We start from the raw sequence: 25,882 nt of genomic DNA, 5'->3' as shown, positions 1-25,882 counted from the left end.
CACTTTTCTAATAAGCTACTCTTCCCGCAGGAGTCTACGTCTTGCACTCCAATCAACCGCTGGAACAAGCAAAAATCCGAACTGCTTTGCATTCAAAGCAGTTCGGATTTTCTTCTAGTAAAACTCTTTTTTTCCCTTTTCACTTAGGCTTTAAAACCAGAATGATGCATTAAAGGATCTCTCTCTTCAACTCTGCTTGAGAATAATTGCTGGCTGTTAACCGGTGGGCATGCTTGACTTTTTTCAGCCCCAGCCACCATAGAAATAACATGAATGGCACCATGTAATAGATCCAATTTTTTTCAGACAAAAAGATATAATTATATGTCCCATGTAATAATAACGGAATTATTATCGAAATCAAAAGCCATTTGCGGCGCTGATCTCGTAAAGAAAACTTGGCTTTACCTAGATAATATCCCATCAAGACACCGAATAGTGCATGACTCGACACTGGCATCAAAGCTCTGCCAAATGCATATTCCACTCCATTCGCCAGCAGGAATAATATGTTTTCAACCGTGGCAAATCCCAGCGAAACACTTGCTCCGTATATAATGCCGTCATATGGATCATTGAAATGATAGTGCTGGAAGATGGCGACCATAAGGATGAACCACTTAAAAAATTCTTCCAGTAACCCTGAAGAAATATAAGCATTCAACCAATTGGAAGTGATAATCCCTTCTACTTTTAATACATACTGAAGAAACATTATTGGAAAAGTAATCAGTACACCATATATGAAGGTTTTAAATACTAACGCAATCGGTTCCGCTTCATACTCATCCCGCAAATAAAAATAACTCAGCAGCGCTAACCCTGGTGCTATACCCGCTGATAAAACCACCAGCATAAAAAAGTCCTCTTTTCTTTCAGTTTTCTTAATCGTATCATGATAAAGTAGGAAAGAAAATAAGAAAATCCCAGGAGGAATGACGCTATGAAAAAAAATATACTGGTCATACATACCGGAGGAACCATCTCAATGATGGAGGACAAGGATACGGGATCTGTAGCACCGGGCAGAGAAAACCCTCTGTCGGTTCAAACATCGATGGTTTCCAATTTAGCTGATGTAGAGGTTATAGAAGCATTTCACCTTCCTTCTCCACATATCACCATTGAACATATGCATGAAATAAAACGTTTGATCGAGAAAGAATATAAAAAGCGTTCATTCGATGGGGTTGTAATCACCCATGGAACGGATACCCTGGAGGAAACAGCATATTTTCTTGACTTAACGGTTTCCCTTCCCATTTCAATGGTCGTGACCGGGGCAATGAGGTCAAGCAATGAGATTGGGGCGGATGGACTTTATAATCTGATTTCATCAGTGCGTGTGGCTGCCGAACCTCAATCTAAAAAGAAAGGCGTTCTGGTTGTATTAAATGATGAAATTCATTCAGCGAAAAATGTTACAAAAACACATACAAGTAACGTATCTACTTTTCAAAGTCCACAATATGGACCAATTGGAATTGTGACGAAGCGAGGAATCCTCTATCATCATCAACCAACTTCTTCTGAAAGCTACAAAGTATGTGACATCACAAAAAGAGTCACTCTCATAAAAGCATATGCAGGGATGGATTCGAGTCTTTTGATAGCGATAAAAGACCTTCAATTTGACGGAGTCGTAATTGAAGCGCTTGGGCAGGGTAATCTTCCTCCGGAAGCTGTACCAGGGGTCTCTGAGCTGTTGGAAAATAACATTCCCGTCGTGCTCGTGTCCAGATGTTTTAATGGCATCGCCCAAGATGTATACGGTTATACGGGCGGCGGAAAACAACTGAAAGAAAAAGGAGTCATTTTTTCCAATGGGCTGAATGGCCAAAAGGCACGGATCAAACTAATGGTGGCCCTATCTCAAACTAATGACTTTCAGGAATTAGAACGTATCTTCAGAAATTAAATATGCAAAAGAGCCCGCTTCGATTGCGGGCTCTTTCTTACTTTTGTTTCCCTATGATTGATTCTGCGATCAGTCCGCCATGATGCCGGCCATTTTCAATGAATATTTCATTTGCATTATTACCTGCAGCAATCACTCCGGCTACATAAACACCTTCAACATTCGTCTCCATCGTTTCAGGATCGAACGCAGGTCTGCCTGTCTCCTTATCAATACTTATGCCTATTTTCGTAAGGAAACTATGATCGGGGCGATATCCAGTCATGGCAAACACAAAATCATTCTTTATTTCTTTCCTTTCGCCATCGACAATATAAACGACTGCTTCATCCTTAATTTCTTCCAGATATGCATTGAATTCCATTGTTATTTCTTCATTGCGCACGAGGGCATCGAAATTCGGAAGGATCCAAGGCTTGACGCTTTTGGAGTATTCGCTGCCCCGATATAGAACCGTTACTCTTGCACCCGCTTTATTCAACTCCAATGCAGCATCCACAGCTGAATTTTTCCCGCCGATCACAACCACGTCTGTATCAAAGAAAGGATGGGCCTCTTTAAAATAATGAAACACTTTCTTTTTGTCTTCCCCAGGTATATTCATGTAATTAGGATTATCATAATATCCTGTCGCAATGATGACGTGCTCTGCCCGATAAGTTTGCTTGGAAGTACTGATGATGAACCCATTTTCCTTCTTCTCGACTTTATTCACCATTTCAAAACGGTTGATTCTCACATTTTTCCGCTTTGCCACTTCACGATAATAAACTAGGGCTTGATTACGACGGGGTTTATGTTCTTCAATCACGAAAGGTACATCGCCGATCTCCAGTTTTTGACTGGAAGAAAAGAAGGTTTGATGCGTAGGATAATTGTAAATTGCGTTTACAATATTCCCTTTTTCAATAATCAGAGGATTAATCCCCTGTTCTTTAAGGTGAATCGCAGCTGATAAACCGCATGGTCCTCCGCCTACGATGATGCATTCTTCGTTTCTCAACTTCAGGCACTCCTTCATTTTGCTTTATATCTTCGCCCTTTAACAGAGCCTCATCTTTAAAAGATAGTATTCGTTTTCTTGTAAAAGAAACATTCTCCTTTGATTATTATGGAGTAATTTTTTTCATTGGTCAAAGCAACTGTCCTATTTCTGTTAAAGTGAATCGAACCTCCATAGGAAAACAACACATTTTTATGCACCAAAAAAGGATGGGAATCCCCATCCTCAATATCTTTCTTTATGATAAGATTAAATCCATCCTCTGAAGCGGCAGGCTTCGGCCATTTTTCTTACACCAACCATGTAGGCGGCTAGTCTCATGTCCACACGTCTTGTTTGAGAAGTCTCATATACGTTGTTGAATGAATTGACCAAAATCTTCTGGAGTTTTTCTTCTACCTCTTCTTCCGTCCAATAATAACCCTGGTTGTTTTGGACCCATTCAAAGTAGGATACTGTAACTCCACCTGAAGATGCCAGAACATCGGGTACAAGCAATATACCACGTTCAGTCAGAATCTTCGTTGCTTCCAATGTGGTTGGCCCATTGGCAGCTTCTACCACGATGCTTGCCCTGATGTTGTGTGCATTATGTTCCGTAATTTGATTTTCGATAGCCGCTGGAACGAGTATATCACAATCAAGTTCCAGTAACTCCTGATTTGTGATGGTGTTGTTAAATAATTTTGTCACCGTTCCGAAGCTGTCTCTCCGATCTAACAGATAATCGATGTCCAAACCTTCTTCATCATGAAGTCCACCGTATGCATCTGAGATACCAATGACCTTTGCACCGGCATCATGCATGAATTTGGCCAGGAAACTGCCTGCATTACCGAACCCTTGAACCACTACACGGGCTCCTTCAAGTTTTATTCCTTTTTTCTTAGCTGCTTCATGGATGCAAATCGTCACACCTTTTGCAGTAGCCGTTTCCCTACCATGAGAACCTCCGAGTACCAGCGGTTTCCCCGTAATGAATCCTGGGGAATTGTATTCATCGATCCGACTGTATTCATCCATCATCCAAGCCATGATCTGTGAATTTGTAAATACATCGGGTGCAGGTATGTCTTTTGATGGACCTACAATCTGGCTGATCGCTCTTACATACCCCCTGCTCAGGCGCTCAAGCTCTCTGAAAGACATGTCACGCGGATCACAAATGATACCGCCTTTTCCACCTCCGTAAGGAAGATCGACGATTCCGCACTTCAAGCTCATCCAAATCGATAGGGCCTTTACTTCCTTCTCCGTAACATTCGGGTGGAAACGGATGCCGCCTTTCGTTGGACCCACGGCATCATTATGCTGGGCGCGATAGCCTGTAAAGACCTTCACTTTACCGTCGTCCATTCTTACAGGTATTTTAACTGTCAACATTCTTACAGGTTCTCTTAACAATTCATATACTTCTTCTGGATATCCTAATTTATCTAGTGCGAGATGAATAACCGTTTGTGTGGATTTCAATACATCGTTTTTTTCAGATGTTTGGTGATTTTCTTTCTCCTTCTCGGCTACCATGTATGTAAACCTCCCAGTATAATTCACTGTAGAGCGGATCCTAGTCCGCTTTCATGACATAGTATACACGTTTGATTTACTCTTGCAAAGATAGAAAATCAAAAATCGACAACTTTTTTGAAAACGCTATCATTTTTTCTGGATCTGCGCCTTACTTTTTATATTCATTCCCTGTTTCTCCCTTTTAAAACAACATTCTATTATATTGTTTTTTCAAATATTAACAAGGGCCGCTCGTTTATAATGAAATCCATCTAAATTGCATGATAAAACAAAAAACCAAAATAAAAACACCTTTAGGCAAAACCTAAAAGTGATGAACTGGCGTCTATGATGGAAAATACCTTGTCATTTTTTCCATCGTATGTTTCAGAATGATGGCATGACCATATTCCATTATCATGTATTTTGTCTGATTCGATAATGTACCGTATTCAAGGACCACTGACTCTATCATGAGATGCTGGCTGCGGGGGATGTTCTCAAAAAGGAGGTAATAGTTAGTTTCATAGTGAAAAAAGCTGATCTCAAGGGTGTCGGACTGAAACTTTTGTGTATGCCTGAGCCGGTTCAGAACATCGATGATGCCGTCCAGATCAGCAAAGTGGAACAATAGGTCTTTTTCAATGATGGGATGAAACAATTCAATGCTTCCTTCGACATCTGAATAGTCCTCATCGTCATCGTCCAATTCCAAAGTAAGGATCATACAAATTTCTTCATCATCGAAAGATTCAATTTCTACTGTAATTTCCATTTGTGCCTCAATGCCAAATTTCCCTTGTACTTCATCCAGCATGTCTTCAAACAGATCATGCCATATTAATGAGTCTTTCCATTGATCCTGCTCAAACAAGCCTTTTTGCTCAAGCTCCTCTACACTTATGGAAAATTTAATTTTATTATCGGAAATTCGCTCAAGTCTCATTTGCGTGCCCCCCAAGAGTGTGACGACTTACCACCATACTATGTAGGGGGCACAAAACAGTGCATAAAACCGCTATAATTTACTTTTCAACCATTCTTCCCATTGAGCCTTGGTCTGACCCACAATATGATCCGTGTATTTTTCTTTCATAGCCGCAGGTAAATGATCGATTGCAAATCCGCCCATCCCAATCTCCAGCTCTTCATGTTCTGCTTTGAGAGAAGAAACTAGCGATAATAAATCGCCGGCATTATCCTTCATTGTACAAGAGAAGAACAGGAACTTCGGGTTCACTTCATTCAGGACCACATCGATATCATCTTCCTTGATACTTGACCCGAGATAAATGACTTCGAACCCTTTTCTCCGTACAAAGAGTGTGAAGATCAACAGCCCCAATTCATGCCATTCCCCCGGTCCGCACACAGCCACCACTTTTGGCAAGATCCCGTTATGTGGAAAGGAATGCATGATGCTCCCGATCCGGGAACGCAAGATGGAGCTCGCAAAGTGTTCATGAGCAGTGGTAATTTTGTCCTTCTCCCACAAATCACCGATTTGCACAAGCAAACTTCCAAGAATATCAATCACCACTTTGTCGATTGTATAAATCGAAAATGATCGATTAATGAGTTCGTGTGCTTTGGATTCATCAAACCTGAGCAGTGCTTTCAACAGCTCATCAGCTATATTCTGGGTTCTATCCTGATGCACGGTTTCGATGACTTCATTTTCTTCAAGTTCCTGCTTGTCCAATAATGCAACTGCCTGGCTGATTGTGAAACCTTGTTTCACTTTCGCAACGAGCCATTTCAAGATATGAAGATGCTGCTCTGTGTATAATCTATGCCCTGAATCATTTCTGACCGGGGCAATGATATTGTACCTTCTTTCCCAAGCCCTTAAGGTTCCAGGTTGTATACCGAGAATATTGGATACTGCCTTAATATTATATTTACCGTTCGTATTTTGATCGTTCATAGAAATCCCCCATGGTATCTTTACATATGTTCTTTTAGATTATAGTAGAGATTCCCGACAGTGTAAAATTTGTATAGGCAATGAATAGGTTTTGTTCATTATTCAGTATCTCTTTTAATCGTGAGCAGATGTGTTTCAGCCGGCGCACCCAATCTAAGCGGCAGAGCTGTAGTTCCATACCCGTTGCTGACTACTAGCATTGTCTGGGGAAGTTCTTCTATTCTTCCTTTCTTGTAGAGACCCCAACCAAGTATCCTGATTTGGCCACCATGGGTATGGCCGCTCAACATCAGATCGATTCCATCTTCTTTACCCACCTGTTTTACAAGCCGGGGATCATGGCTTAATAAAATATTGAAATTGGAAGGATCTGCCTTCGAAAGAGCCTGAGACAATACGGCCCTTTGAGTACTGGCATCATCCACTCCGATCAGATTGACCACTCCTCCGTCAAACTGAAAACTCACCGAATCGTTGACGATTTCCCGAACCCCTTTTTTCTTAAAAAGCATTCTGAGTTCGTCGGTGTTCACTTCATAATCATTATTACCCCAAATAAAATAAACAGACCCGATGGATGCCAATTTATCCAGATTCTCTTCCACCCTTGACAACGGCACCGCTTTTTCAGTCAGGTCGCCTCCTATGACAACGATATCCGCTTTTTTCCTAACATGATCGATCAGGTCTGAGTCCAACTTGCGCTTATGTATATCGGATATGAAGAAAATGGTAAGAGTCACGTCTTTAGGGAATCGAGGAAATGTGAACAAATGAGTTTTCACCTCATTTCTATGGGCTTCATATAACATAAAAAGGAGAAGAGCCCCCCCTCCCAATAATAAAACACTTATAAATTCAAGCATGATGGCCTCCTTGCCGACGCAAATCTAAAGAAATAATACCATAAAAGACCGCTAGAAAGGAAAAAAACAAGGTTTCCCACATACCTAATAACGTCAGTCCATAGATCATGCATGCATGAACAGGAATAATCATCAGTTCTTTATGTAAGTTCCCTTTGAATAAACGCATCAAATAATAAAGTTCGAACTTCATTAAATTACCCTGGACGATCAAACCAAAAATAAAAACGATTGATGCAGCAAAAAATTCAACTGGATGCAGGACCAGTTCAACGATCACATCCGAAATATGATGTGAGTCGATATCCGGAAACCACTTGATAAACAAATAACCCAAAACAAATGTACCAAACAGTTTTACAGCAAAATGCATCAAAAAAATCCCTCCCATAAATCTTATGAGAAGGATTGCATTTCATACAGTGAATTTTTTGATGGATCAATCTTCTTCCTGAATGTCTAAAATCCTGAAGCCTGATTTCTCCAATTTATTGATGAACTTATCGATGTTATCTTTCTTTTCAATCTTAAGTACGATTCGTCTCAGCAGCTTATCAGTCGCATCAAAAGTGACGAGGGAAATGACGGACTCAGAATACTGCTGTATGATATCTCCAAGACGGGCTATCCTTCCTTCTGTTTCAACGGATGTAAAAGCAATCCTGACTCCTTTCCGATCCATCCCGAAAGCGCTCTTGAATTGATCCAGTACATCATATCGTGTAATCAACCCAAGAAATGTTCTATTTTCATCTATAACAGATAAAATCGGGAAATCCTGCAATTCCACTAATGTATCTTCAAATACATTGCTTTCAATCAGGAAATTATCCTGGTGAATGGCAATATCAATCGCTCTTGTTACTTTAAGGAACTTATCTCTTTCCATTCCGGAAAGGAAGAAATTCTGATAAATATTATAACGGGTGACGACCCCTGCATACTTATCATTTGATAATACAGGAAGTCCATCAATCTTATGATGCTCCATTACTTCCAGCGTTTTTTCGATCGAGTCATTTTCATTGACTACATAGCATTTGTGTTTTGGAATCATTGCATTTTTTACGAACAATTGAACCACCTCTTTATTAATATCCTACATACTATTTATTCAACATATTTGAGTGAATTCCCTTTTTTCATGCGGTTATTAATTTTTCTAACATGTTCTGTAAAACCCATTCATATCTTGTTACGAAGGAATTTCTAAACAGGAGGGATAATTTGTGCATGAATTTTATAGAAGCTGGCACCCATATGTGAGCCCTTTCGATCCATGTAAACCAATTACCACAAAGGTTTACTCTACACCTCCTAACCTCTTCTTGGGGTTTCAGCCGCCTAACTTGGAGCAATTCCCACCAAAAGAAGCGTTGAGAAAGGGGACGTTATGGAAAGTATTTTATGATCCCTACTACAGTCCCTATGAAAAAATGAAGGGAGAATAATATCATGAAGCAACTTCCTGCACATTATTATGAAATAATGGAGGAGTTACAAGCCGTAGACTTTGTCATACTCGAACTTACCTTATATCTGGACACACACCCTGATGATCACGACGCCATTTCTCAATACAATATGTATGTGAAAACAAGAAAGCAAATCAAAAAGAAATTTGAAAAAGAGTTCGGTCCCCTTACCAACTTTGGCTACAGCTATTCAAATTATCCTTGGGACTGGAAAGATGCACCTTGGCCATGGCAGGTATAAGATTCAGTAAGGGAGGAATCCATTCAAATGTGGGCATATGAAAAGAAGCTTCAATATCCTGTAAGAGTGAGTACATGCAACCCGACTCTTGCAAAATACCTAGTGGAGCAATACGGCGGCGCCGACGGTGAGCTGGCAGCAGCGCTGCGTTATTTGAATCAGAGGTATACTATTCCTGACAAGGTAATTGGATTGCTTACGGACATTGGAACTGAAGAATTTGCACATTTGGAAATGATCGCAACCATGATTTATAAACTGACAAAAGATGCTACCCCTGAAATGATGAAGGCAGCTGGATTGGATGCACACTACGCGAACCACGACAGTGCCCTCTTCTATCATAATGCCGCAGGCGTTCCATGGACCGCGTCTTATATTGCTGCAAAAGGAGATCCGATCGCTGATATCTATGAAGATATCGCAGCTGAAGAGAAGGCACGGGCAACCTATCAGTGGATCATCAATTTGAGTGATGACCCTGATTTAAATGACGGGCTCAGATATCTCCGGGAACGTGAAATTGTGCACTCTCAACGTTTTAGAGAAGCTGCAGAAATACTTAAAGATGAACAAGGTAAAAAGAGAATTTTCTAAAAAAGCAAGGCGTTTGGTGAATCTATCCTCCAAACGCTTTTTATTTGCTTCCATGGTAGAGGTTGATGTCGAATTGACTTTTCATCTTATCGAATACCTGGTGACGCTTTTTCCACGCTTCTTCCTTCCAGAGATCCTTGCTTCTGTCTATGATTTCCTTGCGGAGATCCTGATACTCTTTTTCTCTTTTTTCTTTAAGCTGGTGCAGGACTTTCACAGCACCGAAAAGACCTGCAAGAAAGACTGAAGTAAATAAGTGTACCGAGTCAGATACATAGACTGAAAACATTGCACCAAAAGAATAAGAGTATGGCTCGAGTACTGCCTTAGTTAAATAATATAAGAAGCAAAACGCTGTCAAAATGGCTATCCATAAAATATATAAATGCCTCTTTTTTGCAAGATCAAATTTTTGTTTTCTTTCAACAAGGTTATTCAGCATTTGTTTTGTTGCTGGATCTGTCCAATCATCAAATTCGCGGATTGAGTCATGCATGCTCTTCCCTCCCCTTATTTCATTCTATGAACTTGTCCATGTGCATAGAATCCTGCAGTCAAAAAAATTCCGCCTAATTAACAAAAAACCCCGCCAAAATGGCGGGGGATTAATTATTCGGACAATGGTATTTTCAAGACTTGTCCGGATTGTATTTCATTGCTCTGGAGATTATTAGCATTCTTTATAATTTCGATTCCATCTTGTGAATGATAGTATTTCATGGCAATGCGAAAAATGGTTTCACTGGGCTGTACGGTATGATAAATGACCTCCGGGTTTGTTTCTTGGATTGGTTCTTTGTTTTCATCGGGTGCGGATTCAACTTTTTCAGGTTCTTTTACCTCAGCAGCTTTTGCGGCCGGAAGATTTGTATCACCCTTTGTACCTTTTGCGTCATTCTCAGACTGCTGGGTTCCCTCTTTTTCGCCAGGATCTGCTGTTTCTTCTTCGGCTGGAAGTTCAGCCTCAGGATTTTCCTCTGAAACAACACCATTGCCCTCTTCTACCTCAGTCCGTTCATACTGAACCTCCTCTACTTCATTATTTTCTTCTGACAGGACCAACAAAGGCTCGTTACGGTTATCAAAATATGAATAAATACTGAATACAGTCAAAGGCATTAAAATAAAAAATAAAAGCAAAAGGCTGATTAAAGGATATTTCAGTTTAACTTTATTCTTTTTCTTTTTTTCACGATGAAGTTCACTTCTTGGAGGCAGAGGTTCCCTCTTTCTAATAACAGGTTCCTCTGACACTCTTTCAATCTTCTGTTTTAATTTATCTGCTTGATCACGAAATGGGTCTTTGTTCATGAGACATCCCTTCTTTACTTGCTTGACTTGCCCTAAAACGCATGTACATCCCTAATAAAAAGTCAATGATAAAGTGCATCATAATGGTGACCAATAAGTTTTCGGTCACTTCATAAATGATACCAATCAAAAAACTCAACACAACAATATTCATTATAAGGAACCAATGTGCCCAATATCTAAAGTGAATGACAGCAAAAATGATACTGGAAAGAATAAGTCCAAGGTGAAATTGTATCACACCCCTGAACAAAATCTCCTCACTGACCGCAATGACGATGGCCAACAGCGCAATCTCCCCTGTACTTCTGTCTGAAAAGATCCGCTTATTCACTCCGCCATCATCGTAAAATTCAGAAGGAAGGTACCTCATCAGCACCAGGTCCAGTATCACGACAATCAATCCGAACGTAAGCCCGACTGTCCAAATGGAGGATGTCCACCGGAACTGACTTCCAAAAGTGGACCAATCTTCAAATAAGAATATACCTAATAAAAAAGAAATCGTTAATAGTACAATTTGAGTAAAAAACAAATGAAACGTTAATTGTTTTTTTGTGAGCTGTTTAATGATCTCGCCTTGCTTCTTCATTCACATCACTTATCCCATTAAAATTTTTTCCAATCTCTGTGTCCAGCGCATCTCCGGCAAACCGCTCACTTCATCACCAATGTTGTCTGAATGAAAATCTGACATCGTAAAACCACAGAGATCACAGCAATCATCGGGTTGCTCTGTCATTTTTTCATCAAAATATCGAAGGATCGATTCCCTTCTGCAGGAATCACCGTGGAGCCACTTCACCATTGACAGGAGCTTTTCTTTTTTATAGTTGAGCCGTTCATCCCGTAAATGTTTTATTTTATGAACCAGCCGAGCCTGGTCACTTCCTTGTCCTTCATTTACATAGTGCATCAAAAATCTGTATTGAATATCCGATAGCTGTAAAGATGCAGCCACTTCGTCTTCAGAGGATATCTGATGAGAAGTGACAAACCCCTCGATTTGATCATCAAAAGGAAGCTCCCCTTCCATTAACTGCAAAGGCAGTGAAAGGTCCTGTTCTGTGTATAATACAAGCGCTGCACTGTTGTTTCCGTCCCTTCCCGCTCTTCCGATTTCCTGTAAGTAGGCCTCCAGACTGGATGAAAAATGAAAGTGTATGACAAAACGTATATTTTCTTTGTTTACACCCATCCCAAATGCGGAGGTTGCACATATCACACGTAATTTACCAGTCAAAAACTGCTGCTGAATGAGGATTCTCTCCTCCTGTTCCATTCCCCCGTGATAATGGGTGACATCCTCAATGCCTTTTTCCCTGAGAACAACAGCCATTTCTTCCGCAAGTCTTCTGCTGGAAAAATAGATGACTCCTGCTCCTTTTAAGGAAGCAGTATACTCGATAAGCTTATTTACTTTTTCTTGATGTGAACGCACCTTCTCAACATTTATGGCAATATTTCTTCTGTCTACAGAATGAATGATTTCGACAGCGTCTTCCAGCTGGAGCACTTTCTCAATATCTCCCCTTACTTCTTTCGTTGCGGTTGCAGTCAATGCAAGGGTCGTGGGATTCCCCAGTCCTTTCCTTATCTCACCGAGCTTTAAATAATGAGGGCGGAAATCCGGTCCCCATTGTGAGATACAGTGAGCCTCGTCGATGACAAATAAAGATACATTCAATGACTGAAGATTCTCAAGGATCTCCGGATTACCTAGCATCTCAGGAGATATGAAAATGAACTTATACATATGTAATCGTTCAAGGGCTCGCTTCTTTTCAGGAAAGGGTAAAAAGGAATTGATGGCGATGACCTTCTTTTCCCCCTTGACCTTCATTTGCTCCACCTGATCCTGCATCAAGGATAGCAGCGGAGAAACAACGACGATTTGGCCATCTAATAGATACCCTGGGAATTGAAAACATAATGATTTGCCGGTTCCCGTCGGAAGCATGGCCAATGTATCCCTTCCATTCAGAACGGATTCGATCACTTCTTTTTGCCCTCGTCTAAATGAAGAATAACCAAACCTCTTGTTAAGTTCTTGTTGGAGATTCATTTCTTTCACCAGCCTTTGCTATCGCGATCCTGATTTGAAAGTAAGTTAAATGGGGGAGCTTTTCCTTTATGGGTTTGAGTCTTTTCGTTCCGAGTCCCTCCATTACTGAAACTGCCTTTTGAAATTCATCGGCGTCAATAAAGCGCTCTGGATCAAAATGATCTTGCGTTAAGATGATCTCAATAAAATGATCTTCTATTGTATTGACTTTCAGTTTTCTGATACGTGCAATTTCCTCGATTGAAAAACCTTGATTATATAAATCGAATGTTTTGGCAGTCGAAATCGTCAAGTTCCTCTGCTGCTGACTCACAGTACTTAATGAAAGTAAAAGGGAGTATTTCTCTTTCTGTTGATCAACTTCCGATAATACCCCATGAAGTAAATTAAGAAATCTGAATCGATATTCCTCTCGAGGGAGATTCAATACCTCAGCGGTTTGAACTTCAGTCAAGCCGTAATCCTGGAAACCCGTTAATCGGTAAACGAGCAGAGAAGGATCTTCTTCTGCCTCCATCTCGCTTAATACACCATATAGCTCCCTGAATAGAGCAGGCGCAAGCAAGTCTTTATCTGAGACTCCCCTAAGAAATTTCTTGATCCATTCCTGAACATTTCTGCTGCGCTGAACAGGAAAATACGACGTTTCTTTATGTTTGGTATTAGAAACAACTTGTACAAGTAAATTCAATCTTCTCCAAAATACGATGCCTCGATCACCATATAACAATCCATTCATATGGTAAGGGAAAAATCCTGTTAATTGGTGCTGATTAATAGCCATTTCTCCTTTTTCGGTAACTTGTGCTTTGGACTCTTCATTCAATTCGATGAAATGTTCTTCTGCCAATTCATTGATTTTCTCATTAAAATAATCACGAGAGAGGTTAGGAAGCGACAGAAAAAAAGAATGTAATTGAAACAAATGCGCGTCTTGTATGGACTGAGACGATTTCTTTCCTTTTAGAATATGATAAACAGAGTAAATGGAACGTTCACCATTTAACTGCTTTAAACAATATACTATAACAAAGTTTAAATAGGTCATTGGATTGCCCCTCTGTTTTTGCAGGTTATTGTCAAATATTGTACCATGAAATTCAACTCTTTCGATGTTTTGTTTTATACAGATAGGATAAATATAATAAATAAAGGACCTAACTATTGAAATGTTCTTCGTTCCTCTATAAAATATAAATTAGGTTATTTTTCTAACTAATTTTATGTATAATGAATGATTGATTATATAGAAATTTTTTTCAGGAGGTTTTTTCGTTGCCAAAATATACAATCGTTGACAAAGATACATGTATAGCATGTGGAGCTTGTGGGGCTGCAGCTCCGGATATTTATGACTATGATGATGAAGGTATCGCATTTGTGACCCTTGATGATAACCAGGGTACTGTCGAAGTGCCGGATGTGCTTGAAGATGACATGATCGATGCATTTGAAGGTTGTCCGACAGATTCGATCAAAGTTGCAGACGAACCATTTGATGGAGACGCACTTAAATTTGAATAGTCCACATACTAAGAAGGCGATCGAAACCGGTCGCCTTTTTCATTTCGGATTTTCTGCATTTAAAAAAGCTCTGTCGGCAAAAGCTGACAGAGCTTTTCTTATCATATCAGTCTTAAGCTGCTCTGTTTACAGTAACCTGTTTTGTGAGCCAGCCCTGAAGACGAATAAACAATAATAAGAAGACCATGGTGACCAGGGCACCCTTTAGAATGTTAAAAGGCACGATCCCCGTAAGGATGATTCCTGCTGGAAGTTCAAAATTCATGAAATACTTGTAAGCAGGAAGCAGGACGAAATAATTCAGTATCCCCAGAGCTATGCTCATGACGACCGTTCCTGTAACCAAGCCCGCTAATAATCCCTTCTTGGATTGAAAACGGGAATAAACATAATAAGTCGGCAGAATCAGGAATACTCCTGCTGCGAAATTTGCAAAGTGTCCGATTGGAACACCAGTATCACTGCCTGTCATGACATAGTCGATGATATTTTTAAACAATTCAACAAGTATGCCGGCAAGCGGCCCTAAAGTAATGGTGGCAATCAATGCTGGTACATCACTGAAATCAACCATCAAAAATTTAGGGAATGGTGGTATTGGGAAGTTAAAAAGCATTAATACATACGAAATGGCACTTAACATACCGATTGTTACGAACGTACGTGTAGTCATTTTTTTCATTGCACTTCTCTCCCTTTGGAGATTCATCTCTCTAGAAGATCGTTCAGCCACGGCAGCACTTAAAAAACTCCCAGATCACATTAGCATCCCGGAGTTTGAAAAGGCGTATCCAAATAAACGTTCAGCTTCCCATTTTCTAAACGTTTTGGCTAGAACCTTCATCTTCTCCCATCCAGACTATACTGTCGGCTTTGGAATCACACCAAATCCTGCCTCTAAAGGCTCGCGGGCTTAGAAACAACATGTGTTTCATCACCGCCGGTAGGGAATTTCACCCTGCCCCGAAGACGAATCTTATTTTTTTATACACTATCATTATACATAAAAGAACGTCAATTTGAAAGGAAAACATTTCGAATTCGAAGTAATCACCTTTCCCTCTTTATCCTCAGCCTTTGGTGAGGGTAGATGATATCCTTCATTTTAAGACCGTTCAGTGCCAACAGTTCTGTCAGGTTCAAACTGTTTTTCACTGCGATCGAATGAAGTGTATCACCTGGTTTTACAATGTATTCTTCTTTTAATCGTTGAGGAATGATTAATCGTTGATCTACATTTACTTGTGAAGAACGCAGGTCATTTCGAGCTTTCAATTCTTCTAAAGTCAAACCATATTGCTTTGAAATTCCCCATAATGTTTCATTCTTTTTTACAGTATGTATGACATGCGGTTCTGTTACATTGTTACCCATGTGATCAGAGAATTGTTCAGGAACGTGCTTTACATTTACCGATGCTTCAAATGTTTGATAAGGATCCTGTTCCTTGGCAAAAACCAACTGACCGATTTCCCCATGCCCAAATATTTCAAAGGGATCGATGGCATTTAGTTTATCCAGAGTCCATTCCCCTTTGTGTACTTCAAAATGCAAATGAGCGCCCGTTGACCGGCCTGTACTTCCCACACTTCCGATCCGGTCACCCTGTAGTACATGTTGATTTTCGGACACTCCCCTATCATTTAGATGGGCATACACTGTTTCATATCCATTCTCATGAGAGATAAATACAACATGGCCATAACTCTCAGAATAATACGATTTACTCACTATTCCTCCTGCAGCCGCAAATACAGGGGAGCCAACCTCCCCCCCGATGTCCATTCCTTTATGATTACCTGAGCGCGTTCCATACAAATCTGTTATTACCCCTTCGACGGGAAAAATCCATCGACCTTCTGTTTCATTGGTCATGGCTTTCACTTCCTTGCCGGTAAGAAACATGATACTTACACAAAGAGCCAATAAAATAACAATCAAAAACCTTCTTACATAATCCAACAGCATGCTTGTCCTCCTTAAGATACCCCAGTAATCCGACATTCCAGCCTATACTAAAGCCAAAAATGACTACACTTAAAACTGTATGTACAACCTTCCAAAAATATGAAATGCAAAAAAATGCCTTCTGGTAGTTTACGTAGAATGGAGATAAATATACGTAGAAATGTCCACCCAATAAAAAAAGACCGAAATAGAATCGTCATTCCATTTCAGTCATTCATCGTCTATTCTTTCAAACTTTTTTTATTTGGACTTAGTGGTGTAGCCAGTGGTTTTGTAAAGGTGAACCCATTCCATTTTTCCTGTTCGATATTCTGGAACTGAACTTTTTCATAGCCGGAACTCTTCGCTGTGAGCAGGATTCCCTCAATGAATTCCTGAGCCGATTGAAAATTCATAGAATCTAAATCTACTTTCTCATTGAATTTGACGATGACCACATTTTCAAATTCTGTCACATCCATCGAAATACTTTCTGGTATCACGCTTGTAAATAGGTCGGATGGCGTTTCTTTCATTGCTTCTATCGATTGCTTTACATTTTTCCGGCTGATGGAACCCGGAACCAAATATCTGCCTTGTCCGTCAGGTGAATATATATAAAATGCATGGTGCAAAGCCTGGTCAAGAGGAATGGAGGATAATGGTCCATAATGGCTGAATTCAGGTGTACTTCCATCTTTATATTGAATTTTGATCTCCTTCACGCCTTTATCTTCAAAAGAATATAAAAGTGATTGATAAAAATTGGATTCAATTGCACTGCTTCCACTGTAAGGATGGTTATCCTCGAGGGTCAGCAGCACACTCTCCTTATTTTTACTGAGTGATAAATCCCCCTTGATCGGCAGGTAATCCTGAAAACCCCACTCAGTTTCCGGCAGACGGTTGGAGATGGTTTCATACTGTTCCACCCAGTCTGTCTGGTTTTGTTCCGCTACTGATATAACTGAAACAGGTACAGGTATTGCATCACCAGAAACAAGTCCATAAGAATAAAAGTCGTTATCAGCTACATCTTCCTCAAACACTGAAAGTCTTTCATGCTGCAGGCCTTTCTCAGGAACAGTAATCGATTCTTTATCCTCATCATTTCCTTCCGCCATTTTTAGTTGACTTTCCTCCTTGGAGTCCTGGGCTATGCCGGGATCGGATTCAATGGCGGGAGATTCCTTTGCGGTTTTTGCTTCACCACCTGAAGAATCAGTGGAATAAGCACCTTCCATCGCCGTGTCTTCACTGGATAGCTGGGAGATAAGTGCTGGCGATAACAGGACTACAATAAATAGTGCAGCAAGCGTCACAAGAGCAGGTACGTATCGACGCAGACTACTTGACGACTTATTGTCATTTTTCACTTTGGCATATATATAGGATGGATGGCGGTCATCTTTTATCTTGGGCAGCTGTTTAATCATCTCTTCGATGTCACGATCGTTCCATTCTGATTTTTTCAATGTCCTTCTCCTCCTTTCTTAAGCGCTGATTCATCTCTATTTTCAGCCATTTCAACGCTCTATGCTGTGTTGTCTTCACTTTACTTTCGGACCATTCCAATACTTCAGCTGCTTCTTTGATGGACAGTTCCTGCAGGTATCGCATGATGATGACCAGCCGGTAGTCTGTAGAACACTGCTTCAAACATTGATATAACACTTGTATTTCTTCATTGGCGACGACGATTTCCTCTGGCGGTGCTTCATCGGAAGGCAGATCATTACGATTCCAATCGAATTTTTCAAGAATCCTGTTCTTCCAATTTTTCTGTTTTCTGAAGTGATCGATCGCCACATTTTTAGCAATGGAAAAAAGCCATGTTTTTTCTGAACTTTTACCCTCAAAATGCTGATATGACTTAAGGACCCTGATATACACTTCCTGAACCAAGTCTTCAGCATGCTGCCGGTTTTGCACCATGTAGATCAGAAAGTTATAAACATCCTGATGATATTTAGAATATAATTCGTCAAAAACGGAGTTCATTTTATACCTCCCCGTCAACTGATTAGTCGATTATTTTTTAAAAACGTTACACACTGGAACAATTTTTTTATCTATTTTCAAAACCGGACAATAATCTAAAAAAGCCAACAGTATTCCCTGCTCTCCGAGGTGTCTACTGCTGACTTTTCGAGTGAAAATTGTTCCCCATGTAACAAGATTTATCGTCACATTTCTTCAATTTCTTTATATGCCGGGATTTTTCATCGATTTATGACTGAAAAGGAAGAAAGAATGTGAATGTTGTCCCTTGCTCAAGCTTGCTATGAACCTGTATATGACCTTTATGTGCTTCTACTATATTCTTAGCGATTGCCAAGCCGAGCCCTGTACCCGATTTCCCTCTGGTTCTTGCTTTATCTGCCTTATAAAAGCGTTCAAACACGAAAGGAAGGTCTTCTTCAGGAATTCCCGAGCCCGTGTCTTTTACATGAAACAGAAATCCACCCTTCTCTTGCGTTAATGACACTGTAACGGTACCATCTTCAGGGGTGTGCCTTACAGCATTGTCGATCAGGTTAGTCAACACTTGCTCAATCCGGTCTGGATCCATAGTCATTTCCTTATTTATATTGACTTTACTTTCAAAATAAATCGAAACCCGGTTATCCCTTGCCAATCCTAGAAATTTATTCGTCACTCTTTCCGTAAACGGCATTATTGGCACGGAGTCCATATTTAAGGTGATATGGCCTGCTTCCATTCTGGCAAGGTCAAGCAGGTCATTCACCAAACGTCCCATTCTGAGGGATTCATCGTAAATGATACGGGCGATTTCTTTCTTTTCTTCTTCAGATTCCGCAATATCATCCACTATTGCTTCACTGTAGCCCTGCAGCATGGAAATCGGGGTGCGAAGTTCGTGGGAGACATTTGCGATGAAGTCTTTGCGCAGCTTATCCAGCCTTCTCTCTTCTGTCATATCCCGCACTACCACAACTGCGCCCCTGATTGTATTATTATTGTAGAGAGGACTGACAATCACGACATAAGACCTTCCCTGAAGGGTGATTTCTCCTGTCTGTTCAGTCTCGGTGACTACTACATTTTGCAGGAGCTCTTTAACAGAAGTAGGAATCGGCTCATCACCCATGTCGCTCTGTTCGTAATACCATTGCTGCAGGAACCTGTCTGCCGGGGGATTTGTTATCAGGATCGTTCCATCCCTGTTAAACGTGATGACTCCATCTGCCATACTGCTTAAAATACTCGAAAGCTGTTCTTTCTCCTGACTCAGAGCATTGATGTGAAATTTGAGCTGTCTTCCCATTTGATTGAATCCAGTAGCTAATTCCCCTATCTCATCCTTTGTAAGGATCGGTACCTTCGTATCGAATTTACCTTTCGCCACTTCGAAAGCCGCTTCCCTCATTTTTCTCAAAGGCGCAGTAATACGCGTGGAAAGGAAAAAGGCAAAGATGGTAGTCAGGATGATGGCGATTCCGGCAGCAAGCAGGATGAGCTTAGTTGTCTGCCGAGTAGTATCTTTTATGACACCAAGTGATTGATATAAATACACCGCTCCGTCTCTGTCATCGATATGCAGCGGTGTTCCAACCACAATTATATTCTCATATCTGTTGTCTGAAGAATCGGAGGAAAATTCAAATTCTTTTCTTACCGCTTTTTCATCAGAGGCTCTTTGCAAATCTTTATCATTCATGATCAGGTTATGAATGTCACGGTGACTCCCTTTTGAATCATGAGAATAAACAGATTTATCTTCATCCAGCACAATTAGGATATTGACAGGCTCATCGATGATTTCTTTTCCCAGTTCCATCCCGAGTTCCAGATCCTTATGATTTTCAACGACTCTGGCCACTTTTTCTGCTGTGTTCGTTAATTCCTTCTCTACTTCATCCACATGATAGTTCTGGAAAAATTCGAGCAGCAGAATCGTTAATATAAAAAGGACAAATGATACAAGCAATAATATGGTGACCCAGAGTTTCCCTACTACACTACGCCAAAGCCTCATTCATTTGTTACCTCGAATTTATATCCTACTCCCCATACGGTGACGATCATTTTAGCAGCCATTTCAGATACTTTATTCAGCTTTTCTCTTAATCTTTTCACATGAGTATCTACCGTTCTTAAATCCCCAAAGAACTCATAATGCCATACTTCTTTAAGTAGGTGCTCGCGATCAAACACCTTATCCGGGGATTTTGACAGGAAATATAGGAGCTCATATTCTTTAGGAGTCAAGTTAACGTCCACCCCGTCAGCTGTTACACGATGTGCATCATTATCGATAGTCAGATGAGGGTATACGATAAGATCTTTCGCTTTTGCCTCGGTTTGTATGTAATTTACTTTGGAGGAGCGTCTCAATAATGCTTTCACTCTGAGGACCACTTCCCTTGGGGAAAATGGTTTCACGATATAGTCATCCGTCCCCACTTCGAAGCCTTGCACTCTGTTTACTTCTTCCCCTTTTGCGGTCAGCATGATAACAGGGGTGGACTTCGTTTCACGAAGATGCTTACACACCTCTACCCCATCCATTCCCGGCATCATGATATCCAGTAAAATACAATCGTAGTCATTTTCAAGGGCTTTTTCCAAAGCTTCTTCCCCATTTTCTGCTTCATCAATCATATAATTTTCTCTTTCTAAATACATTTTCAGTAATCTTCTAATGCGGTCTTCATCATCTACAACCAATATGCGAATGCTTTCTTCCATAAGTAAATCCCCCTTTAGTGTAGTTCCATGATTATCCTTATTGTAATTCAAAAAAGAGGCTGACTCAAAGAGAAATTGATTCCCGTTTCGTCAGCCTCCCATTTACGTCAACGTTTTATGCGTATGAATGCAATCCTGCGATGATAAGGTTTACAGCCACTAGGTTAAACATGATGATGGCAAAACCGATAACTGCCAGCCAAGCTGACTTTTCCCCATGCCACCCTTTCGAAAGACGGAGATGCAGGAAAGCTGCGTAGAACAAGAAGGTGATAAGTGCCCATACTTCTTTGGGATCCCAGCCCCAGAACCTTGTCCAGGCGATTTGGGCCCATATCATGGCAAAGATCAATCCGCCTAACGTAAATACCGGGAACCCGATCAGCACAGAACGATAACCGATTTCGTCCATTAAGTCTAAATTGACACTCTTAACCGCAGGCTGGATCTTGGCAGCGATGCGCTTCCTGAATACGAGGCGCAATAGCAGGTAGATCACAGTTCCGGTAATAAATGACCAAATGACCGTGTTTAATTTTTTTGCATTGATCAGTTCCGGCATTTCCGCCCATGGTTCCATTGCGTTTTCAGTTATTAATTGGCCTTCATTCGGACCAACGATCGCTGGAAGCGTATATTCCGATACTGCTTCCTGGCCTTGTTGGTTGACATAGTTGAAGGTTGCTTCATAGTTCGATAATGTAAACCCTGTTGACGCCACGATAAACCCGAGGACTACGATAATCCCGTACATGACTGTTTCAAGCCAGAATGACTGCCTGCTTCCTTTTGTATGATCCACTGATTTCAATAAGTAAATCAATCCAGCCACGAAACTGATTGCGAGGATCGCTTCCCCGGCAGCTACGGTGGTAACGTGAATCTTCAGCCAGTCACTTTGAAGAGCCGGAATCAGCGGACTTATGTCCTTAGGGAACATGCTCGCATATGCAATGATCAATAATGCAATCGGCAAGGCCACAACACCAAGAATCGTCTTCTTGTAAATGAAGTAAATAATGATGAAGGCCCCTACCAGTGTCATTCCGAAAAATGTCGTATATTCAAACAGGTTACTTACAGGAGCATGTCCAGCCACGGCCCATCTAAGGAAGAAAAAGCCGAGTTGAGCCGCAAATCCTACAATGGTAATGACAATACCGATAAGGCCCCATTTGCTCTGATTCGTTTCTGTCGTGTTCTTTTGACGGATGCTCCCGCCAAGAAATAATGTCGCAACTAAATACATAATAAAGGCGATATAGAGTAAATTACTACTCCACTCGGCCATTGAGGTCGCTGTCATCCTTGTTCCTCCTTACTCTCCTTTTCTTGCTGGTCCTCCGGCATCCCAATATCCGTTCCCTCAAGGACTGTTTTCAGCTCATTTTTCAAGCCAAACCAGCCTTTGTTTGTATGCCCGGCTACTATCAAACTACCATCACCGCTTCTTCTGAACCAAATTCTGCGATGATGCCAGTATGCGCCTTGTACAACTCCTATCATAAATATAGCTCCTCCAAGAGCAATAATCCATAGGGTCAGATCTTTGTGAACGGTCAATGCCGATACGTCACGGGTTTCGACTCCTGCAAATGAGACCTTGTACTCATTCTCTCCTAGAGGTTCGAGGTTTTTTCTGATTCCTACGAAACTAATTTCACCTTCAGGTTTATCAGGTGAAAACATTTTAAACAGGAAGGCAGGATTATCAGGAACAGGTTTATCAGAAACAGGTTCCCCGCTTTCATCAAATCCTGTAAAGTTGGGATAATAGCCCATCAATTCAATACTATACCCGTTGCCGAAATCATATTTGTCCTTTGGATCAAATAAATCGACGGTAAATTCACCGAAGGTCTTTTCACTTTCTTTGTTATCAAAAGTAAATGACATCGACTTGAATTCATTCAATTTGTAGCTTGTCTGATAAACGGCAAAGTTTTCAAACTTAAGAGGATGGTTTACTTTTATAGAATCCTCTTTCTCCAACTTCAAATCTGCTTTTTCGCCTGGAAGGGTCTTACCTGATTCTTTGTACAGCACAACATCCGATTGATAGTTTTTCGCAATGGTGCCGACTCGTTCAATCGATTGTTGAAAAACCTCTTTATCTTCATTATCGTAGTTTTCAAGAGTAAACTCTTTATTCTCGATATAGTACTCATCATGAGTCCCCGGTACTGCTTTCTTCTCGCCTTCACGGATCCATATTGTTTCGTCTATATACATTCCTGGCACGAAACGCAGCATACCGCCTATCAAGAAGATGATCAGCCCTACGTGATTGACATATGGCCCCCATCTGGAAAAGCGATTTTTCTCTGCAAGGATATTTCCCTTTTCTTCACGAACCTTATATTTCTTTTCACTGAGCTTTTTCTTGATTTTCTCAAGGTTTTCATCTATTTTCGTCGTTTCTGTCACTCCATATACCCGCTGCCGCTTCAAAAAGCTTTCATGGCGTGAAACACGCTGGGTCTTAAGGGCCCGATGCAGGGGGATGACCCGGTCCAGACTGCAGATGACCAATGATACCCCAATCGAAGCGATTAATAAGAGATACCACCAGGAACTATATAGATCGTGGAATCCGAGTGTGTAATACAGCTTTCCTGCAAATCCGTAAACCTCTTCATAATATTGGCCAGGCGGAAGTACAGAAGGGATGTATTGTTTTTGTGGAAAGATCGTCCCGACCGCAGAAGCAATCAATGTAATGACGATCAGCCAAACGCCAACTTTCACTGATGAAAAGAAATTCCACACCTTGTCGATGATTGATTTATTATACGTTTGAGAGCGTCTGGCACTGCCCTCATAGCGCATATCATGCAGCTTTTCTTCTTTTGCTTTGGATGTCAGGGCACGTCCGCATGATTCACAGAGAACAGTTCCTATAGGATTGACGTGGCCGCATTCACATTTTATTTCCTTCATAAAATAAAACTCCTTATGTTAAGTTCGAACTCTGTTGCACTAAGGCTTGATGCTTTCCATATGTTTTTTGACGTCTTCTTCTGTCATGGTGCCTGTCAGCACCTTTTCCACTTTCCCTTCAGGATTGATAAGAAAGGTTGTAGGAAGCGGGTCGACTCCATAAGCATTCAACACTTCACCATTTTTGTCGATGACAACCGGAAACTCAAGGTTATGCTTTGAAACAAAACGATTCACCAGGAATTCCGACTCGCTCACATTGACAGCGAGCACCTGTACGCCTTGATCATTGAACTCTTTGTATTGATTATTCATGTACGGCATTTCCTCTTCACAAGGCTTGCACCAGGTACCCCAGAAGTTCAGGAAGACACCTTGTCCTTTATATTCCGATAGTTTGTGCTTTTCACCTTCCATATCTGTCAATACAAAATCAGGTGCAGGGTCTCCTGCTTGAATTTGCCCTCTTTCGTCTTTCGTAAAATTTGCATACAGCGTATACACAACTGCAGAGGTTAACAGAATGAGTATGATGCTCCTTATCAGAAGTCTGCGTTTCTTTTTGTTCACTTGACGATCCCTCCACCAATGTAATCGTTCTCACATTTGGAAATGATACTCTTAACAACAGGAAAGGGCCTGATTATAAGATCAGTCCCTGCAGATTTGTCAGTTATCATTATTTCTATGTAGGGAATTCACCTTAACGACTTGGAAAATCCCCTTCTCATTATAACATTTATCATTATTTTGAAAGCGTCAATATATGAATGATATGTGACATTTTCACGTCATTTATCGTATGCTTCCCGTTTCCGCAAGAGTTCTGAGCTGTTTGACCTCATGAGGTGTCAACTCGCGCCCTTCACCTGCATTCAACCCGTGAAGTGTAAGAAAAGCAAATCTTTCCCGCTTCAGCTTCTGTACTGGAAACCCGATTGCTTCGAACATTCTGCGGACTTGACGATTCCTTCCTTCATGAATGGTGATTTCAGCAATTGACTTGCCTTGCTTTTTATCGATGCTGAGCACTTTCACCTTTGCCGGGGCAGTCATCCCATCCTCCAGTTTGATTCCTTTTTCAAGTTCCCTGATCTTAAACTTAGGAGGGATCCCTTTCAATCTTGCTACGTAGGTTTTTTCAATCTGACTGCTTGGATGCATGAGCAGATTAGCAAACTCACCATCATTTGTAAGCAGCAATAACCCCGATGTGTCATAATCAAGACGTCCGACAGGATAAATTCTTTCCTCAATTTCAGGGAAGAAATCAGTTACAACCTGACGATTTTTATCATCTGCCACAGCCGAAATGACGCCTCTTGGTTTGTATAGCATAAAGTATACTTTGTTTTCTCCTTCAATCTGTACGCCATTCACTTCCACTTTATCGGAGGATGAGACCTTTGTTCCCAGTTCCTTGACGACTTGTCCATTCACTTTCACTTTACCTTCTATGATTAATTGCTCGGCTTTCCGTCTTGATGCCACGCCGCTGTGAGCAATTACTTTTTGTAAACGTTCCACGGTATTTCACCTCATCTGATTTTCAAATACTTTTGTCTTCATGAATTATTACATAATCGGGACAAAATAGAAAGGCAAAAAGAAAAAACAGCACGGGTGGCTGTTTTTTCTTAATTCTTCACTCATATTGATATGCCTTATAAATTCATGACAATTGTTGACGGTTCAAACACCGCTGTTGGTTTCCGTGCAAGACTTCGCTTTCCGCGGGTGACCCGTGAGCCTCCTCGGCTTCGCCTCCGGGAAGAAAAGCGGAGGGGCTTTGTTCAGAGGCGGGTGGCATAAGGCGAATCGGCCACGAAGGCGTTCTTTGCCTTCT

The 25,882-nt window shown here is 40.9% G+C and carries 28 protein-coding genes and 1 riboswitch; of the genes, 5 read left to right on the top strand and 23 right to left on the bottom strand.

Annotated features, from left to right (window positions below):
* Positions 1-169: 169 nt before the first annotated feature.
* Positions 170-856 carry a glutamic-type intramembrane protease PrsW gene (gene prsW / locus ACXAFV_RS09320; protein WP_475125947.1) on the bottom strand — a complete coding sequence of 229 codons (687 nt, stop codon included), beginning with the start codon at positions 854-856 and terminating at the stop codon, positions 170-172.
* A gap of 87 nt (positions 857-943) precedes the next feature.
* Between prsW and ACXAFV_RS09315 the strand changes: the two genes are divergently transcribed.
* Positions 944-1,918, top strand: coding sequence for an asparaginase (locus ACXAFV_RS09315; RefSeq protein ID WP_475125945.1), 975 nt, complete (start codon positions 944-946; stop codon positions 1,916-1,918).
* 37 nt (positions 1,919-1,955) lie between these two features.
* On the opposite strand, the gene ACXAFV_RS09310 is transcribed toward ACXAFV_RS09315, so the two are convergent.
* From ACXAFV_RS09310 to ACXAFV_RS09280, 7 genes are all read right to left on the bottom strand, one after another.
* On the bottom strand, positions 1,956-2,921 hold the full coding sequence (locus tag ACXAFV_RS09310; protein ID WP_475125944.1) for a YpdA family putative bacillithiol disulfide reductase: 966 nt from the start codon (positions 2,919-2,921) through the stop codon (positions 1,956-1,958).
* Positions 2,922-3,170: 249 nt separating this feature from the next.
* Positions 3,171-4,448, bottom strand: a complete 1,278-nt coding sequence (locus ACXAFV_RS09305; RefSeq protein WP_475125943.1) for a Glu/Leu/Phe/Val family dehydrogenase — start codon at positions 4,446-4,448, stop codon at positions 3,171-3,173.
* Between the two features lie 328 nt (positions 4,449-4,776).
* On the bottom strand, positions 4,777-5,376 hold the full coding sequence (locus tag ACXAFV_RS09300) for an adaptor protein MecA (protein WP_475125942.1): 600 nt from the start codon (positions 5,374-5,376) through the stop codon (positions 4,777-4,779).
* A 72-nt stretch (positions 5,377-5,448) separates the two neighbouring features.
* Positions 5,449-6,357: a MerR family transcriptional regulator gene (locus ACXAFV_RS09295; protein WP_475125940.1), complete on the bottom strand. Its 909-nt coding sequence runs from the start codon at positions 6,355-6,357 to the stop codon at positions 5,449-5,451.
* A gap of 98 nt (positions 6,358-6,455) precedes the next feature.
* Positions 6,456-7,223, bottom strand: a complete 768-nt coding sequence (locus tag ACXAFV_RS09290) for a metallophosphoesterase (RefSeq protein ID WP_475125938.1) — start codon at positions 7,221-7,223, stop codon at positions 6,456-6,458.
* Positions 7,216-7,596, bottom strand: coding sequence for a hypothetical protein (locus ACXAFV_RS09285; protein WP_475125937.1), 381 nt, complete (start codon positions 7,594-7,596; stop codon positions 7,216-7,218). Before ACXAFV_RS09285 ends, ACXAFV_RS09290 begins: the two co-directional genes overlap by 8 nt.
* A gap of 66 nt (positions 7,597-7,662) precedes the next feature.
* Positions 7,663-8,298, bottom strand: a complete 636-nt coding sequence (locus tag ACXAFV_RS09280; RefSeq protein WP_475125935.1) for a CBS domain-containing protein — start codon at positions 8,296-8,298, stop codon at positions 7,663-7,665.
* Positions 8,299-8,452: 154 nt separating this feature from the next.
* Here ACXAFV_RS09280 and ACXAFV_RS09275 point away from each other — a divergent pair, with 154 nt between their 5' ends.
* The 3 genes from ACXAFV_RS09275 to ACXAFV_RS09265 are packed head-to-tail and all read left to right on the top strand — an operon-like array spanning position 8,453 to position 9,536.
* Complete coding sequence (locus tag ACXAFV_RS09275; RefSeq protein WP_446243467.1) at positions 8,453-8,674, top strand: spore coat associated protein CotJA; 222 nt, start codon at positions 8,453-8,455, stop codon at positions 8,672-8,674.
* Positions 8,675-8,678: 4 nt separating this feature from the next.
* Positions 8,679-8,939 (top strand): spore coat protein CotJB, encoded by a 261-nt coding sequence (locus ACXAFV_RS09270; protein ID WP_341985710.1) that lies wholly within the window; start codon positions 8,679-8,681, stop codon positions 8,937-8,939.
* 27 nt (positions 8,940-8,966) lie between these two features.
* Entirely contained in the window at positions 8,967-9,536 is a 570-nt protein-coding gene (locus ACXAFV_RS09265) for a manganese catalase family protein (RefSeq protein WP_475125934.1), read from the top strand.
* A gap of 40 nt (positions 9,537-9,576) precedes the next feature.
* Here ACXAFV_RS09265 and ACXAFV_RS09260 read toward each other — a convergent pair whose 3' ends face one another.
* The 5 genes from ACXAFV_RS09260 to ACXAFV_RS09240 form a co-directional block, all read right to left on the bottom strand.
* Complete coding sequence (locus ACXAFV_RS09260; RefSeq protein WP_475125932.1) at positions 9,577-10,032, bottom strand: YpbF family protein; 456 nt, start codon at positions 10,030-10,032, stop codon at positions 9,577-9,579.
* A gap of 113 nt (positions 10,033-10,145) precedes the next feature.
* A complete protein-coding gene (locus ACXAFV_RS09255) occupies positions 10,146-10,847 on the bottom strand; it encodes a LysM peptidoglycan-binding domain-containing protein (RefSeq protein WP_475125931.1) in 702 nt (233 codons plus the stop codon).
* Complete coding sequence (locus ACXAFV_RS09250) at positions 10,825-11,439, bottom strand: lysostaphin resistance A-like protein (RefSeq protein WP_475125930.1); 615 nt, start codon at positions 11,437-11,439, stop codon at positions 10,825-10,827. The genes ACXAFV_RS09255 and ACXAFV_RS09250 overlap by 23 nt, the downstream gene beginning before the upstream one ends.
* Positions 11,440-11,448: 9 nt before the next feature.
* Entirely contained in the window at positions 11,449-12,912 is a 1,464-nt protein-coding gene (locus ACXAFV_RS09245; RefSeq protein WP_475125929.1) for a RecQ family ATP-dependent DNA helicase, read from the bottom strand.
* Positions 12,890-13,960 carry a YpbB family protein gene (locus tag ACXAFV_RS09240; RefSeq protein ID WP_475125927.1) on the bottom strand — a complete coding sequence of 357 codons (1,071 nt, stop codon included), beginning with the start codon at positions 13,958-13,960 and terminating at the stop codon, positions 12,890-12,892. Before ACXAFV_RS09240 ends, ACXAFV_RS09245 begins: the two co-directional genes overlap by 23 nt.
* Before the next feature lie 227 nt (positions 13,961-14,187).
* On the opposite strand from ACXAFV_RS09240, the gene ACXAFV_RS09235 reads away from it, so the two are divergent.
* Complete coding sequence (locus tag ACXAFV_RS09235; protein ID WP_032087848.1) at positions 14,188-14,436, top strand: ferredoxin; 249 nt, start codon at positions 14,188-14,190, stop codon at positions 14,434-14,436.
* Between the two features lie 112 nt (positions 14,437-14,548).
* On the opposite strand, the gene ACXAFV_RS09230 is transcribed toward ACXAFV_RS09235, so the two are convergent.
* The 10 genes from ACXAFV_RS09230 to ACXAFV_RS09185 form a co-directional block, all read right to left on the bottom strand.
* Complete coding sequence (locus ACXAFV_RS09230; protein ID WP_475125926.1) at positions 14,549-15,118, bottom strand: ECF transporter S component; 570 nt, start codon at positions 15,116-15,118, stop codon at positions 14,549-14,551.
* A 156-nt stretch (positions 15,119-15,274) separates the two neighbouring features.
* Positions 15,275-15,411: riboswitch (FMN riboswitch) on the bottom strand.
* Positions 15,412-15,486: 75 nt separating this feature from the next.
* Positions 15,487-16,404, bottom strand: coding sequence for a peptidoglycan DD-metalloendopeptidase family protein (locus tag ACXAFV_RS09225; RefSeq protein ID WP_475125924.1), 918 nt, complete (start codon positions 16,402-16,404; stop codon positions 15,487-15,489).
* Positions 16,405-16,625: 221 nt separating this feature from the next.
* Positions 16,626-17,858, bottom strand: a complete 1,233-nt coding sequence (locus tag ACXAFV_RS09220) for a hypothetical protein (protein ID WP_475125923.1) — start codon at positions 17,856-17,858, stop codon at positions 16,626-16,628.
* The gene (gene sigX / locus ACXAFV_RS09215) at positions 17,830-18,384 is read right to left on the bottom strand and encodes an RNA polymerase sigma factor SigX (RefSeq protein WP_475125921.1); all 555 of its coding nucleotides are present in this window, start codon (positions 18,382-18,384) and stop codon (positions 17,830-17,832) included. The genes ACXAFV_RS09220 and sigX overlap by 29 nt, the downstream gene beginning before the upstream one ends.
* A gap of 229 nt (positions 18,385-18,613) precedes the next feature.
* Positions 18,614-20,383 (bottom strand): ATP-binding protein, encoded by a 1,770-nt coding sequence (locus ACXAFV_RS09210; protein ID WP_475125920.1) that lies wholly within the window; start codon positions 20,381-20,383, stop codon positions 18,614-18,616.
* Complete coding sequence (locus tag ACXAFV_RS09205; protein WP_475125918.1) at positions 20,380-21,096, bottom strand: response regulator transcription factor; 717 nt, start codon at positions 21,094-21,096, stop codon at positions 20,380-20,382. The genes ACXAFV_RS09210 and ACXAFV_RS09205 overlap by 4 nt, the downstream gene beginning before the upstream one ends.
* A 115-nt stretch (positions 21,097-21,211) precedes the next feature.
* Positions 21,212-22,387, bottom strand: a complete 1,176-nt coding sequence (ccsB, locus tag ACXAFV_RS09200; protein ID WP_475126113.1) for a c-type cytochrome biogenesis protein CcsB — start codon at positions 22,385-22,387, stop codon at positions 21,212-21,214.
* A gap of 11 nt (positions 22,388-22,398) precedes the next feature.
* On the bottom strand, positions 22,399-24,036 hold the full coding sequence (gene resB, locus ACXAFV_RS09195) for a cytochrome c biogenesis protein ResB (RefSeq protein WP_475125917.1): 1,638 nt from the start codon (positions 24,034-24,036) through the stop codon (positions 22,399-22,401).
* Between the two features lie 39 nt (positions 24,037-24,075).
* Positions 24,076-24,606, bottom strand: coding sequence for a thiol-disulfide oxidoreductase ResA (gene resA, locus ACXAFV_RS09190; protein ID WP_475125915.1), 531 nt, complete (start codon positions 24,604-24,606; stop codon positions 24,076-24,078).
* Between the two features lie 225 nt (positions 24,607-24,831).
* The gene (locus tag ACXAFV_RS09185; protein WP_475125914.1) at positions 24,832-25,563 is read right to left on the bottom strand and encodes a pseudouridine synthase; all 732 of its coding nucleotides are present in this window, start codon (positions 25,561-25,563) and stop codon (positions 24,832-24,834) included.
* Positions 25,564-25,882 lie beyond the last annotated feature (319 nt).

The sequence above is a fragment of the Rossellomorea sp. ABR4_012 genome (assembly GCF_056159545.1).
Note: the sequence above shows the minus strand (reverse complement) of the source record. Positions and strands in the feature narration are given on the sequence as shown.

Bases quoted from the DNA above. Each gene is read 5' to 3' on its own strand.
- prsW (WP_475125947.1), bottom strand. From the start codon at position 856: ATGCTGGTGGTTTTATCAGCGGGTATAGCACCAGGGTTAGCGCTGCTG.
- ACXAFV_RS09315 (WP_475125945.1), top strand. From the start codon at position 944: ATGAAAAAAAATATACTGGTCATACATACCGGAGGAACCATCTCAATG.
- ACXAFV_RS09305 (WP_475125943.1), bottom strand. From the start codon at position 4,448: ATGGTAGCCGAGAAGGAGAAAGAAAATCACCAAACATCTGAAAAAAAC.
- ACXAFV_RS09300 (WP_475125942.1), bottom strand. From the start codon at position 5,376: ATGAGACTTGAGCGAATTTCCGATAATAAAATTAAATTTTCCATAAGT.
- ACXAFV_RS09295 (WP_475125940.1), bottom strand. From the start codon at position 6,357: ATGAACGATCAAAATACGAACGGTAAATATAATATTAAGGCAGTATCC.
- ACXAFV_RS09290 (WP_475125938.1), bottom strand. From the start codon at position 7,223: ATGCTTGAATTTATAAGTGTTTTATTATTGGGAGGGGGGGCTCTTCTC.
- ACXAFV_RS09285 (WP_475125937.1), bottom strand. From the start codon at position 7,596: ATGCATTTTGCTGTAAAACTGTTTGGTACATTTGTTTTGGGTTATTTG.
- ACXAFV_RS09270 (WP_341985710.1), top strand. From the start codon at position 8,679: ATGAAGCAACTTCCTGCACATTATTATGAAATAATGGAGGAGTTACAA.
- ACXAFV_RS09265 (WP_475125934.1), top strand. From the start codon at position 8,967: ATGTGGGCATATGAAAAGAAGCTTCAATATCCTGTAAGAGTGAGTACA.
- ACXAFV_RS09260 (WP_475125932.1), bottom strand. From the start codon at position 10,032: ATGCATGACTCAATCCGCGAATTTGATGATTGGACAGATCCAGCAACA.
- ACXAFV_RS09255 (WP_475125931.1), bottom strand. From the start codon at position 10,847: ATGAACAAAGACCCATTTCGTGATCAAGCAGATAAATTAAAACAGAAG.
- ACXAFV_RS09250 (WP_475125930.1), bottom strand. From the start codon at position 11,439: ATGAAGAAGCAAGGCGAGATCATTAAACAGCTCACAAAAAAACAATTA.
- ACXAFV_RS09245 (WP_475125929.1), bottom strand. From the start codon at position 12,912: ATGAATCTCCAACAAGAACTTAACAAGAGGTTTGGTTATTCTTCATTT.
- ACXAFV_RS09240 (WP_475125927.1), bottom strand. From the start codon at position 13,960: ATGACCTATTTAAACTTTGTTATAGTATATTGTTTAAAGCAGTTAAAT.
- ACXAFV_RS09230 (WP_475125926.1), bottom strand. From the start codon at position 15,118: ATGAAAAAAATGACTACACGTACGTTCGTAACAATCGGTATGTTAAGT.
- ACXAFV_RS09225 (WP_475125924.1), bottom strand. From the start codon at position 16,404: ATGCTGTTGGATTATGTAAGAAGGTTTTTGATTGTTATTTTATTGGCT.
- sigX (WP_475125921.1), bottom strand. From the start codon at position 18,384: ATGAACTCCGTTTTTGACGAATTATATTCTAAATATCATCAGGATGTT.
- ACXAFV_RS09210 (WP_475125920.1), bottom strand. From the start codon at position 20,383: ATGAGGCTTTGGCGTAGTGTAGTAGGGAAACTCTGGGTCACCATATTA.
- ACXAFV_RS09205 (WP_475125918.1), bottom strand. From the start codon at position 21,096: ATGGAAGAAAGCATTCGCATATTGGTTGTAGATGATGAAGACCGCATT.
- ccsB (WP_475126113.1), bottom strand. From the start codon at position 22,387: ATGGCCGAGTGGAGTAGTAATTTACTCTATATCGCCTTTATTATGTAT.
- resB (WP_475125917.1), bottom strand. From the start codon at position 24,036: ATGAAGGAAATAAAATGTGAATGCGGCCACGTCAATCCTATAGGAACT.